This is a genomic window from Candidatus Methylomirabilota bacterium, from assembly GCA_035764725.1.
In the GTDB taxonomy this organism is placed as follows: Bacteria; Methylomirabilota; Methylomirabilia; order Rokubacteriales; family CSP1-6; genus DASRWT01.
This window is the reverse complement of record DASTYT010000100.1, coordinates 1-12,279: the sequence shown is the minus strand read 5'-3', so window position 1 is coordinate 12,279 and position 12,279 is coordinate 1. Positions and strand designations below refer to the sequence as shown.

The 12,279-nt window shown below is 67.0% G+C and carries 14 protein-coding genes and 1 tRNA gene; 6 read left to right on the top strand and 9 right to left on the bottom strand.

Going from position 1 to position 12,279, the window contains the following annotated elements:
- Together VFX14_16260 and VFX14_16255 are read left to right on the top strand one after the other, a co-directional pair.
- Window positions 1–301: hypothetical protein (locus tag VFX14_16260; protein ID HEU5191239.1), on the top strand; the 301-nt coding region annotated here is incomplete at its 5' end.
- On the top strand, window positions 301–2,151 hold the full coding sequence (locus VFX14_16255; GenBank protein HEU5191238.1) for a tetratricopeptide repeat protein: 1,851 nt from the start codon (window positions 301–303) through the stop codon (window positions 2,149–2,151). The genes VFX14_16260 and VFX14_16255, both read left to right, overlap by 1 nt.
- Before the next feature lie 358 nt (window positions 2,152–2,509).
- Here VFX14_16255 and VFX14_16250 read toward each other — a convergent pair whose 3' ends face one another.
- The 7 genes from VFX14_16250 to VFX14_16220 all read right to left on the bottom strand — a co-directional run bounded on the left by VFX14_16250 (window position 2,510) and on the right by VFX14_16220 (window position 7,976).
- The gene (locus tag VFX14_16250) at window positions 2,510–2,689 is read right to left on the bottom strand and encodes a hypothetical protein (protein ID HEU5191237.1); all 180 of its coding nucleotides are present in this window, start codon (window positions 2,687–2,689) and stop codon (window positions 2,510–2,512) included.
- 327 nt (window positions 2,690–3,016) lie between these two features.
- Window positions 3,017–4,477, bottom strand: coding sequence for a copper oxidase (locus VFX14_16245; protein ID HEU5191236.1), 1,461 nt, complete (start codon window positions 4,475–4,477; stop codon window positions 3,017–3,019).
- 13 nt (window positions 4,478–4,490) lie between these two features.
- A complete protein-coding gene (locus VFX14_16240; GenBank protein HEU5191235.1) occupies window positions 4,491–5,909 on the bottom strand; it encodes a TolC family protein in 1,419 nt (472 codons plus the stop codon).
- 15 nt (window positions 5,910–5,924) lie between these two features.
- Window positions 5,925–6,407, bottom strand: coding sequence for a copper-binding protein (locus VFX14_16235; protein HEU5191234.1), 483 nt, complete (start codon window positions 6,405–6,407; stop codon window positions 5,925–5,927).
- A 10-nt stretch (window positions 6,408–6,417) separates the two neighbouring features.
- Window positions 6,418–7,176 carry a copper-binding protein gene (locus VFX14_16230; GenBank protein HEU5191233.1) on the bottom strand — a complete coding sequence of 253 codons (759 nt, stop codon included), beginning with the start codon at window positions 7,174–7,176 and terminating at the stop codon, window positions 6,418–6,420.
- A gap of 152 nt (window positions 7,177–7,328) precedes the next feature.
- The gene (locus VFX14_16225; protein ID HEU5191232.1) at window positions 7,329–7,646 is read right to left on the bottom strand and encodes a hypothetical protein; all 318 of its coding nucleotides are present in this window, start codon (window positions 7,644–7,646) and stop codon (window positions 7,329–7,331) included.
- 126 nt (window positions 7,647–7,772) lie between these two features.
- Window positions 7,773–7,976, bottom strand: coding sequence for a hypothetical protein (locus tag VFX14_16220; protein HEU5191231.1), 204 nt, complete (start codon window positions 7,974–7,976; stop codon window positions 7,773–7,775).
- Between the two features lie 59 nt (window positions 7,977–8,035).
- On the opposite strand from VFX14_16220, the gene trxA reads away from it, so the two are divergent.
- Both trxA and VFX14_16210 read left to right on the top strand, forming a co-directional pair.
- Window positions 8,036–8,482 carry a thioredoxin gene (trxA, locus tag VFX14_16215; protein HEU5191230.1) on the top strand — a complete coding sequence of 149 codons (447 nt, stop codon included), beginning with the start codon at window positions 8,036–8,038 and terminating at the stop codon, window positions 8,480–8,482.
- Between the two features lie 481 nt (window positions 8,483–8,963).
- A complete protein-coding gene (locus VFX14_16210) occupies window positions 8,964–9,218 on the top strand; it encodes a hypothetical protein (protein ID HEU5191229.1) in 255 nt (84 codons plus the stop codon).
- Window positions 9,219–9,385: 167 nt separating this feature from the next.
- Here VFX14_16210 and VFX14_16205 read toward each other — a convergent pair whose 3' ends face one another.
- The gene (locus tag VFX14_16205; GenBank protein ID HEU5191228.1) at window positions 9,386–9,541 is read right to left on the bottom strand and encodes a hypothetical protein; all 156 of its coding nucleotides are present in this window, start codon (window positions 9,539–9,541) and stop codon (window positions 9,386–9,388) included.
- Window positions 9,542–9,972: 431 nt separating this feature from the next.
- Between VFX14_16205 and VFX14_16200 the strand changes: the two genes are divergently transcribed.
- Both VFX14_16200 and VFX14_16195 read left to right on the top strand, forming a co-directional pair.
- The gene (locus VFX14_16200) at window positions 9,973–10,461 is read left to right on the top strand and encodes an ester cyclase (GenBank protein ID HEU5191227.1); all 489 of its coding nucleotides are present in this window, start codon (window positions 9,973–9,975) and stop codon (window positions 10,459–10,461) included.
- Between the two features lie 1,103 nt (window positions 10,462–11,564).
- Complete coding sequence (locus tag VFX14_16195) at window positions 11,565–11,849, top strand: hypothetical protein (GenBank protein ID HEU5191226.1); 285 nt, start codon at window positions 11,565–11,567, stop codon at window positions 11,847–11,849.
- 290 nt (window positions 11,850–12,139) lie between these two features.
- Here VFX14_16195 and VFX14_16190 read toward each other — a convergent pair.
- Window positions 12,140–12,215 (bottom strand) — tRNA-Glu (locus tag VFX14_16190).
- Window positions 12,216–12,279 lie beyond the last annotated feature (64 nt).

Here is a 12,279-nt window from a genome sequence, read left to right as displayed (position 1 = left end):
GGCGCCGGCGGCGGTGGGGGTGGCGGTGCCGGCGGCGGCGCGGGCGGTGGTGCCGGCGGCGGTGCGGGTGGCGGTGCCGGCGGCGGCGCGGGCGGTGGTGCGGGTGGTGGCGCCGGCGGCGGTGCGGGTGGCGGTGCCGGCGGTGGCGCGGGTGGTGGCGCCGGCGGCGGAGCGGGCGGTGGTGCGGGCGCAGGCGCTGGCGCAGGTAGCGGTGCGGGCGCAGGCAGTGGCGCCGGTGCGGCGAGTGGCGCCGGGGTTGGCGGAAGTGATGGCGGGCCAGGCGGCGGCGCTGGCGCAGTAGTGGCATGGGAAACGATACTGGATCAGGCCCAGGCTGACCTGAGGGCCGGCAATTTCTACCGGGCGCGGCACAACGCCGAGTTGGTGTTGCAGAGCAGCGCGCCCCCGGCCGGCCGATCAGCCGCGCTCCTGGTCGCGGGCCAGGCCGCCTATGAGATGCACCTCTACGACGTCGCCGCCGGCCACTATGGCGCGATCTTGTCCTCACACGACACGGGGCCGGAAGCACCCAGCGCGGCATTCGGGCTGGGCTGGGCCGAACTTCGGCGAGGCAACCGCGACGGGGCGGTTCGCGCATGGACGCGCTTCGAGGACAGGTTCCCCAGCGATACTCGCGTTCCACTCGCCATCGAGCTTGCCGCCGAGGTTGCAAGCGGGTCGGGCGACGTGGCGACCGCGGACACCCTGTTCCAGAGGGTCATCACACGCTATCCATCAACGCCCTACGCGGGAGCGGCGAGAGTCAGCCGGGCCCTCCTGGCGCTTCGCGCGGGCCGCGAGAGTGAAGCGACTCGCGAGCTCGACGAGCTCGTGCGGTCCAACCAGCCCCAGGCCATCGACACCCGCGTCCGCTTGATCGACGCGCTCGCGAGTCACCAAGCGCAAACCGGCCTCGAGGCGCGCTTGGGCGCAACGCCTGCGAGCGTCGGTGCCGGCAGCGGAGGAGGCCCGCCGGTCGAGCCGATCGAGATGTTCGTCGCCGGCGCGCGCAACGGGCAGGTGTCGAAGGACACGCCCTACCTGGTCCACGGCTTCGTGCTGCTCGCGGCCGCAAAACGCGGCTGGTCCGATCCCGTCGTCGCCCGGCTGACCGGCGATCTTGTCGACGGTTTTCCTTCCTATCCTGCCGCCGCCGCGCTGCTGGGCCGGGTCGCTGGAGCGGCCGCGGCCAACGGGCAATGGCCTCTCGCGCGCCGAGTCTATGAAAAGCTCGTTCCGCTGCTCTTTGCGCGCTATCCGAGCACGCCGCTCAGTGGGACGGCGCGGGTGGAGTTCGCCGAGGCACTGTTCCGAACGAATGCCGCCGACCAGGCGCGCGCCCAGTGCGAGCTGGCGGTGGCCGCCGACGATGAGGCGAGCCCGCGCGCGCTGCTCTTGCTCGCCCAGATCGACGAAGGCGGCGGCCGCCGCCGCGACGCTCTGGCCTCCTACGATCGGCTGCTCAGTGACTATCCGCGTCTCGAGCGCTCCCCAGAGAGCCTGCTTGCGCATGCCGCGCTGCTCGAAGAGTTTGGGGAGAGGGCGCGGGCCCGCGAGATTCTGGGGCGCGTGGTTCGTCAGGGCGAGGGCGAGATCGCCGCGGAGGCGGCGTACCGCATCGCGCGAAGCTTGACCATCGAGAAGCAGCATGCGGCCGCCCTGGAGTGGTACATGACGGCGGCATATCTGGTGCAGGGCTCGAAATGGTCACGGCCGGCTCTGCGGGGCGCCGGCCAGTCCCTGCTCGCGCTCGGCGAGATTCCGGAGGCGATCTCCGCGTACCGGAAGCTCCTCCCACAGGACGACGACCTCGCCCGGAGCCTTGACGGCGCGACGAGCGAAGAGGCGGCGGTCCGCATCGCCGAGATCTTTCACGGCACCGGAGAATACGCGGACTGCGTCAATCTGTACCTGGCGGCGGCGGCCTTGACCAAGGGGTCGACCGCCGAGCCTCGCGCTCTGGTGGGCGCGCTCCAATGCCAGGTCGCGCGCGGAGACGGTGCGGCAGCGCAGGCTCTCTACGAGCGCCTCCGCGGAATGAGCGCCGAGCCCGAGCTTCTCGCCATTGCGAACCGGACGCTCCGAAACGGCGGGGCGGCCCCCAACGGCAATGGCGCGAGCGATCCCGCGCGGCCCAGGGGCGCGCGCTAGAGGCCTCGCGGGCCCCTGGTGGGGCCACCCCGCGTACGGCTCATGCGGCGCCGGACCACCGCTCGAAGATCGCCGCGTATCGTTCCTGCAGCCTGGACAGCCCCAGTGAGTAGCTCGACGCTCCGAGCTTGCGCCGCCTTAGCGGCCACCACCCTGCGGTCGAATCCGCACACGGTCCACCTCGTCCACGGCGGCGATCAGGCTGAGCGGCCACATGCCTGGGCTCGATGGGACCAAGGTCCCATTTCGCGCGGCACGGATGCCAGGCGACTCTTGGTTCGCCTCGGTTTCGAATTGTCCAGCCACCCGACATGTGGCGGCGGCCGCGCGCGGGGCGTTCCCGCGAGCGTCGGGAAAATCACAAGGAGGCGAGAGTGCGAAAGCGAGCCAAGAAGGCAGTGGCCAGGCGGGCGGTGAAGCGGGCGGTGGTGAGGCGCGCGGTGAAGAAGCGCGCGGTGAAGCGGGCGGTGGTGAGGCGCGCGGTGAAGAAGCGCGCCGTGAAGCGGGCCCTCGTGAGGCGCGCGGTCGGGCGAGCCATCATAACTCGTACGCTTGCCGAGCGGATGGGCGAAGGGTCGACTCAATAGAGCACGTGCCGGGCGCGTCGGATCAGCGTGGCGCCCCACGATTGTTTCATCCGTCGCGGCACCGCTAACACGAAGCCCCCGAGAGTCATGTGATCTCGGGGGCTTCTTCTTCGACCCTGCCCAGGTCTACGGAGACTCGCTCGCCCCCCACCACGATGCGTAGCACCGCGGCTTCCTTGAACTCCTGACTGAAGATCCGCCCGGGCTTCCCGGCCATACGTCGCTCATGACCTTCGTGAGGGTGACTCATCGCCTTGCCTTCCTTCGCACCTCGTCTGTCAGTGGCGGTGGCCACGGTTCGGTGCCGGCGGCCCCGTTCCCCCCGACCGCGGGGCCGGGGACGCGGCACCGTCATTCACATCGATTCCGTCGCGCGCCAGATCGTCATCGTTCGCCTTGAGTGCGACGGTCCCGGACGGCTGCTGATACCAGCCCGGATCTCCCTCGTAGCTTGCTAGGTCATCGCGTACCTTGACGATCGTGAAGAGGCCTCCCATCGAGATGTAGTCTCCGAAAGGCCCGGTCGCCCCCTTCATCGAGATGGTGTTCGGAGGGTACGGCATGACTTCGGCCATCTTGCCCATGTCCATCCCGGTGTGCCCGTGGGTCATGTACGCCGGGAGCAGCGGCCGGATCTTCTCGTCGATGCCCTGGGGGTTCACCCCCACCATGTTCGGGAACTCATGGCCCATCTGATTCATCACGTGATGGGTCATGTGGCAGTGAAATGCCCAGTCTCCCGGAGCGTCGGCGACGAACTCGACGTTGCGCGTCTGCCCCACCGCGACCAGCACGGTCGTCTCCGGCCATTGCGCCGACAGCGGGATGTCTTGTCCGTCCGTCGCGGTAATCCGAAAGTGGTACCCGTGGATGTGCATCGGGTGATGGTCCATGGCGCCCAGATTGCCCAGGCGCAGCCTGACCCGGTCCCCGGTCTTGCAGACCAACGGCGCCGTCGAGGGAAACACCTTGCCATTGATCGTCAAGACGTTGAAGTCCGTCATCTCGACCGTGTTCGGACGCGCGGTTCCCGCCTTCACGGCCCACTCACTGATCATGAGCGAGAAGTCGCGGTCCACGCGATAGTCCGGCGACGGGTTCCGGGGGTGGACGATGAACATGCCGATCATGCCCATCCCCATCTGGGTCATCTCGTCGTGGTGAGAGTGGAACATGAAGCTCCCATACTGCCGCAGCGTCCATTCGTACTTCACTGTTTCCCCGACCTTGACGTACGGCTGCGTGAGTCCTCCGACGCCGTCCATGCCGTTGGGAAGGTAGATCCCATGCCAATGGACCGAGGTCGCGACCGGCAACCGATTCGTCACGTAGATCCGGATCCGTTCGCCCTCCACGGCCTCGATGACGGTGCTGTTCACGCGACCGTTGTATCCCCAGCAGTTTGCGCGGAGGCCGGAGTCGAACGCATGGTCAACCTCCTCCGCGACCAGATGAAATACCTTCACGCCACCGACGATCTTGAACGGCAGCGCCGCGCCATTCGGGACCACGACCGGCTTGTAGTGATCTCCTGGCAATCCGGGCGCCAGGGGCGCCACATTGGGCGGCCCCCCACTGTATGACTCTTGCCAGTACGCGCGGCCGCCCGTCTCCTTCGCCCGCCCTCCCGGCGGTTGGTTGTGGCTCTTCGAGTGACCGGCCTCCGTCCAGGCAGCGCCGGCGGCGACCGAGCCTGCCCCGATCCCGAGGATCTGCCTCCGCGATAGTCTGTTCGCCACGTCGTGCTCCCCTTTAGTGCCCTTCTCTCTCGTTTACCTTCATTTGCCCGCCCCTCCCGCCGACCCGGCCGCCATTCGGCGCCGGCACACGACCACTGGCAATCTGCGCGAGATCAGCTCGAGCCAGCCAGTAGTCTCGCAGCGCCTCGACGTAGGCGACGCCGGTCTCGATCTGCTGCTCCCGGTCGCGCAGCAACTGAAAGATCCCGATCTGCATGGCGTTGTAGTGCAGCTGGCCCTCGTTGACGATCCGCTCCCGCAAGGGCAGCAGAATGTCCCGGTAGTAGAGCGCGCGATCCCGCGCACTGGCGATTCGCTCCTGGACGGCGCGAGCCGTGGACCGGATCCGCACTCCTAGGGCGTAGTACTCCTGCTGAGCGCGCCGCAGCTCCGTCGCCGCCCGGGCGATCCGCGCTTGCCCCTGGTCGAAGAGGGGCAGGGGGATCGTGATCGCCGGCCCCACCTTCCACCCTTCTCCGCCTTCCCTCTCCGCGCTTGCCCCAAGGTCCACGTCGGGGATCAGGGCACTCGCCCGGCTGTAGCCCAGTTGCTGCCCGGCCACGATGATCCGTTGCCTGGCATGCGACAGGTCAAGGCTACGCGCCAGGGCTACGTGCTCGACGCCATTCACCAGCAGGGGCTCCGCCGGGATGTCGGGCATACGCCCGTCGATCTCCCACGCCGTGTCCTCGCCCCAGGCGCCTAGCAACGTATTGAGTTGCTCGCGGCTCTGCTGCGCATCGCTCTCGGCGGAGCGCAGCATCACCTTGGACGCTTCCGCCTGCACGCGGTCGCGAACCAGGTCGAGGTCGGAGATGTTGCCCGCCGCGTGGAGCCGTCGGCTCACGTCCAGCGAGGCCGTGAGCGCCTGGACGATCGTGCGGCGCAGCTCCACCATCTGCTCATTCGCCTGGTGCACGTAGAACGCACGGCGAACCTCGGCCGTGAAGTCGAGCACGGCGCCGGTGACGCGAAGCTTGGCCTCCTCGAACTGAGCGGCGGCTACCCGCTTCCGAAGCGGCACGTAGAGCGCGTCGAGCAAGTTCACGACCACGCTCAGCTGGAGATCAGGCCGGACCCCCGAAAGAGGGAACAGGATCGCGGCGTCAAGGACCGGATTCTTGAACAGCCCCGATTGGACCAGATCGGCCTGCGCCAAGCCGAGGTCGCTGTAGATCGCCTGGAGCTCGCGATTGTTCAGCATCGCGATCTGCACCGCGTCATCGGCAGTCAGCCGCCGCTCCAGCAAGGACCGCACTTGCTCGGTCGCCTCCTGGTCCACCGCGCTGCCTCGGTTCCACACGATCCGAGTCGCCGAGCGTTCCTCCACCGCCGCGCCGATTTCCGGGAAGCCGGCGCTGAGGTTCACCGAGGCACAGCCCGTGAGACCAAGGAGCAAAAGGCCCATCCAGACCGTCCCTCGCACCGCCATCCGATCGCTCCTTTCCTACTTCAGCTTCTCGATTTCGACGATAGCTCTGCGTTGCACATCGAGCGTGAACCGAATTTTGTCGCCCTCCTCCAAGCCCGCAAGGAGAGAGGGCGGGTCCACCCGATAGCCCATCGTCATCGCTTCCATGAACCCCTTGATCTCGCCATGCTCGACCACGATCTGGCCCGCATTGGGAACTGTGGCCACGACCTCGCCTTCACCGACAACGCGCTGCGGGGCCTCCCCTTGGGCCGGTCGTGGCCCTGGCGCGACCCGCGAGGTGGCCGCCACGCTAGAGATCTGGCGAGCCGTTGGAACGTCCGACCCCGTGTAGGCGAGGGTCTGCGAGGCCGTCCGCTCGGGCGCCGCGGGAGCATCGGGATGCGCGGGATGGCTCAAGGCCAGCGGCTCCAGTTGATAGCCCGCACATCCAGAGAGCATCAATGCGGCAACGGCCACCAAGACCTGACTTCGACGACGCGTCAGGCGGGTCGACATGACCTTGCCCTCAGTCCTTCAGGGTCTCGATCTTCGTGATCGCCCGCGCCTCGGTGTCGATGGTGAAGCGAACCTTGTCTCCTGGCTTGACTCGTGTGAGGAGCGAAGCGGGATCGACCTTGTAGCCCATCGTCATGGCCTCCATGAAGCCCTTGATCTCGCCATGCTCCAGCACGACCTGCTGCTTCCGAGGCGCCACGGCCGTCACTGTCCCCTCCCCCGTGACGAACTTGGGCTTGGGCGCCAGCTCCGGGTGCTCGCTGGCGACGTGCGGCCCGCGGTGGCCGGACAGCGTGTGCGCATAGGCGATCACGGCCCAGCGGTCGTTCATCGACAGCTCTCCCTTCCACGCCGGCATCGTGGAGCCCTTCGACTTGAACGGCTCGACCAACCCGCCCTCGCTGACACGCCAGACCCAGAAGTTCCCCGCCATCTCGGCGACCATCTTCCCGTCGGTGAGATCGGCCGGCTTGAGCGGAAGGCTGGTTGAGCCGGGCCCCTTGCCGTCCCCCGTCTCGCCGTGGCAGAGGGCGCACTTGGCGGTGAAGATCTCTTTGCCTTTTGCGATCATCTTGGGGTCGGTCCACACGTGGACCGGAATGTGCGCATTGGTATATGCGGCGGGAACCGCGGGATGGTCGTGATCGCCATGGCCGCCGCTCCCATGCTTGTGGCCCGGTTGGGCGGCCTTCGGCCCGCTGACCGGCGCCTGCTGTCCCTGCGCCTGCGCGCTCCGGAGCGCGAGCCCCGCGAGCCAGGTGCCTGACATCGCTAGCCCCATTATCACGACCACGACGGACGCTCGCGTTCGAGTCACAAAGTCCTCCTGTGCGATGGACAGATTCACGCCCGGGCAGAGTCGAGCCCGGAACAGATTTCGAGAACCGAGGGCGCGAACCGAGATTGCGGAGAAGAGAGAGACTAGATCAGGAGGGACGCGTACAACACGAACAACGGCGGTCGACTTGGTAGTCTTGTGGAGCGCTCGATTGACGACGGCGTGATCAGCCCGCCCGACAGCGGGCTGCTGGCTGAAAGCGCCTGAACGGTCTCGAGGACCGGCCCCATCACCTGGACGGGAGTCGTGTTCGACACCGCGTCCACGGGATCACATGACATCTCGGGCTCGTGCCCATGGCCGTCGGCCGAGCGACCCTCGACGGTGTGCGGCGAGATCACAAGTCCGGCGTAGGCAGGTAGCTCGCAGACATGGCCGAGGACGAGCAGCGCGACCATCATCGACAGCAGCCACCGGGGGGCTGATCGAGAGCTGTCGCGGCGGACCATCGAGCGGAGGTTACGCGGCGCCCGAGTCGATGTCAACATCAAGGATCCGCTCCCTCGCGTCTCAGTGCACGGTCACGCTCAGCTCGGCCGGATCCGCTCTTCCGGAACGTCCACGCGCTTGACCCCCTTGAAGCTGAAGAGGAGCTCGACCTTGTAGACGGGGGGATCGGTGGAGAGCTGCTGGAGGATGTGCCGAGCCTCTTGGATGTTCTGACTGAACGAGACTCCCTGGATGATCAGTCCGGACAGGTCGACCGTCACGCGCTGGTTCGGCCGGAACATGGAGCCCCCGTGCAAATCCCCGCCGGGTCGCGTAGCTTATACGCGGGAGGAGGGAAGACATGGCTGAGACACGGCTGATCGGTTGTCCCGCATGCGGCACTACCAACCGAGTCCCCCTGGACAAGCTCGAGCAAGGGTCTCAACCTGTATGCGGGAAGTGCAAGGCCTCCCTGCTGGTCGACATCAGGCCGCTCACCGTGACGGATGCCACGTTCTCGGCCGACGTCGAGCGCTCGCCTGTGCCGGTGCTGATGGACGCGTGGGCGCCGTGGTGCGGCCCATGCCGGATGATCGCGCCGATGATCGAGGAGCTGGCGAAGGAAATGGCGGGCCGCGTGCGGGTCGCCAAGCTCAACGTGGACGAGAATCCGCAGACGGCGGCCCGCTTCGATCTCCGCAGCATCCCCACCTTGTTGGTGCTCAAGGGCGGGCGGGAGATTGATCGCATCGTGGGCGTGCAGCCCAAGCAGGAGGTCGCCCGGCGGCTGGAGCGCGCGATCGCCTGACGCGCGGAACAGACACCACCAACAGAAGCAATTTGGTGGCCCCAACGGGATTGGACGCCCTTTGCGCGCTCCCCGTTCACTTCCGTCCGAGCCACACTCACCACAGCGAGCCCGCGATGGTCAGGAGCGCGAGCCAAAATTCCAGCTCGGCTTGCGGGAGGGCCAGGCGATCATCGATCGACACGCACCTGTAGCGGCTGGCGCTCGTTATTCTTGATACCCATTATGCCTATGCCATGCCGTTCTCCCCTGACGCGCCCGGCAAGATTCGCGCGAAGGTCGAGGATGGTCGACTGCCGCTCGAGCCGCCCGCGCGCATGTGGGCGGGCTTCGGGAGCGAGAAGCCCTGTGACGGGTGCGGAGAGGCCATTAGCCGCTCGCAAGTCGAATACGAGTTCGAGTCGCGCGATGGGCGCACGATCCGGTTGCATCTCGGCTGCGCGAGCCTCTTGGAAGCCGAGCGGCGCCGCCGATCCAGCCCATGATGCCGCCCTTCCAGGTCGAGCTGAGCGAGGACGATTACCTCGCGCTGTTGAAGTCGGCGGTGAAGGGCACGCCGCTGACCCGGTGTCTCGTCGTCGCCCCGGAAGTGAGACCGGCCAGCCGAGGGCGCTACCTCTTCCGGGGTTCGAGGGCCGAAGGGTTGCTGCTGCGTGCGCTCGCTCTCGACGCCGCGCCCGGTGCGGTTCGCGCCATTGACCGCGCGTTGGCCGCCGCGGAGAAAGCGGAGAAGTAGATTAGTTGACGGCCTGTCGCACCAACACGAAGGGCTGCTCGCACGCGTCACAGTGATACTTCGCCGTGATGAGACCGCGGTGGCTCGCCTGTCTCGCCCTACGCCTTGCGGAGGAAGAGATAGAGGCAGAGCCCCATGAAGATCGCGATGAGGAGCAACAGCGGCCATCACGGGAAGCGCCGCCACGCGATCAATTCCCACACCGGCGAGAGCACCTCGCCAGCCTTCCCGATCCCTTCCGCGTAGTGCCGAATGTACTTGCCGCGCACGTACGCGCTATCCGCGATCCGATTCGCCAACTCCTCGCGCTGCTCAGGCGTCATCGCCTTGAGTTCGCGCCTCGATGGAAACCGGATATGCATGACGTTAAGAGGATAGCGCAAACCTAGCCTGCCTCGTAAATCTACCGCGGCGGCGGCGGGCGCGCGTGGCCCTCTCGATGGTGAGCCGAAGCCGTATCCGGGCACAGGCGGCGCACGACCTCCTGGCCTGTGACCGCGCCCGCCCGCATCTCGCACGCCCTGGCTCGCTACACGGGTCCGTGTATTGCCGCTCCCGCCCCCCGGGCACGGCGGCCAAAGACCGGTCGAATGGAGTATTCTCCGTCCGAGGAGGGTGGCCAGGCATGCTATCCGAGCCCGCTCTCGCAACCCCCGCGTTGCTAACCCAGATACTTCTACTTAGCCGTCAGAAGCAAGACGCAGAACGAGACGATAACCGTTGGGTCCGCATACCTCAGGGAAGGGGCTGGAAAATGAAGCGCCAAGAAGCGGTTAATGCAACTCTCTCACCGCAACAGCTTGAGCACTTGTGGGCGGAGCACATCAAAGGGGAGTTCGAGAGCAAGGACGTCGAGGCGACCCTCGCCACGATGGTCGAAGATGCCTACGTCAACCATATGCCGGTGAACACCGGGGGCCGTGGTAAGGATGCTTTGCGGGCTTTCTATCGCGATGACTTCATTCCTTCATGGCCTGAGGACCTACAGATGACGGCCGTGAACCGTGTCGTCGGACCAGGACAACTCGTGGATGAACTCCGCCTCACGTTTACCCACAGTAAGCCGATGCCATGGCTGTTGCCGAATGTACCGCCGACGGCGAAGAAGATCGCGATAGACGTGGTGGTAGTCGTACAGTTTCGCGGCGACAAGCTCGCGTCTGAGCGCATCTACTGGGATCACGCCGCAGTACTCCGTCAAGCGGGTCTGCTAAAGGCGGGGGATGAACGGCGTGACGTCTAACTGCAGCTTTCAACGGTCAGCGCCTCGCGTTGCTCGGCGCCGCCGCTGAAGCTGGCGTTAGGCGTCTCTCACAGTCTCACGTACGAGTTGCCGACGCCCATCACGCGGGACGGGGCACAAAGGATCTTCCTAAGCACAGTGCCGAAGTATCTATCGAAAGATGGGAACTCGGTCGGCGGAATCTATCTCTGGAACTCCCGAGCTGAAGCTGATGCTCTGTACACGGAGAGCTGGAAAGCGTTCGGGCGGGACAAATACCCTACAGAGCCTTCGCTTACTTACTTGGACTGCCTCGTTGTGGTTGATAACGTGACGCACGAAATCACCTCCGATGCGTAGCTCGTAGCGTCCTAGCGACCGACGAACCAGTGGGCCGCCTCCCGGGGTGGCCAAAAGCTCACGCGCGTCGCCGCATCCACGACGCGCCACCGCGCTAGGTAGGGACCGCGGCTCGCATCGAAGAGCGCGGGCGGCGGGCTATATCGCACCTTCCCGGCCGGGGCGTCCAAGATCGTGATGGCCCCGCTGCTCGTGTCGACCGCCGTCCCCGCCCTATCGCGCAGAACGAGTCGTGGTCGCGCCTGTCAGATCGACCGGCCGCGAGTCCGCGAGCAGTTGGACGTCAATCGGCTCCGTTTGTTCTGCCACGATGTACAGCCGCATCGCGCTCCCCTCCCCTCTTCACCGATCGCTTGTTGCCGCGTGATGGTGAAGTTCGCTTTGCTGTATCACGGGCTGGCCCCGGGAACGCTCTCGCCTTGAGCGCGCTCGGCGAAGCTAGTAGCGCGCTGATGCCGCCCATCACGTCACGCGGACGCGGCGCGAACAGGCGGCGAGCGATATCGTGCGCGTCACGCTGCCCGAGCTGGCGATCGTCGACGCCCCATTCTGGCAGGCCACGCGCACACGCATTCAGGCCGCAGCAGCGGTCTACCGCGAGCGCACCTGGGGCCGCGCGTTCGGCCGCCCGGCGAACGGCGTCGGGTCGCCGTATCTGCTGACAGGCTTCGGGGCGTGTTCCCGGTGCAACGGCTCCATGGCGGTGCTCAAGCGGGCCCACGGCCCCCGCGGCCACCGGCGACAGATCCCCGTTCTACGGCTCCATGACGCGCCACCTGCGGGAGGATGCGGTGTGCGCGAACAGGCTTGAGGTCCGACTCGACGACGCCGATGCGGCGGTGCTCGCGGCCGTCGAGCGTGACGTCCTCCGGGTGGAGGTCCTAGAGACGGCGTTCTACAAGGCCATGGCGCGCCCGGAGCCGAACGGTCACGAGGCGCAAGGGGCCGCGCTGCGTGCGGAGTTGGCGCGGCTGGACGCCGAACTGGCGCGGCGCGCGGCGCGGTCGCCGCCGGTGGGATCTCCCCGCCCTCGTGGCCGCTCTTCATGAGCGCGAGCGCCGCCCGGGCTCCCTGCGCGCGGAGTTGGCCGCGCTGGAGCGCCAGGCGGCGCGGCGGCGCGAGCCTAGCGACGTGGCGCACGTCCTTGACCTGATGCGCGAGATCCTCGCCGATTGGCAGGGGATGTTGCGGCAGGAGCCATCCGAGGCGCGCCGCGCCCTCCGCGCGCTCCTAGCGGGGCGCTTGGTATTCTCGCCCGGCGACGGGTTCTACACCTTCGAGGGGCCGGGCACGGTGTCGCCGGTGGTCACCGGCGTCGTCGGCGCGTGTGCAAAAGGTGTGGTGGCCCCAACGGGGTTCGAACCCGTGTTTCAGCCTTGAGAGGGCCGTGTCCTAGACCACTAGACGATGGGGCCGGCCGTGCGTCGACTGCGCGCGTCTACTTGCTCCGCTGGCGTCACACCTCGAGCGCTGCGGAAA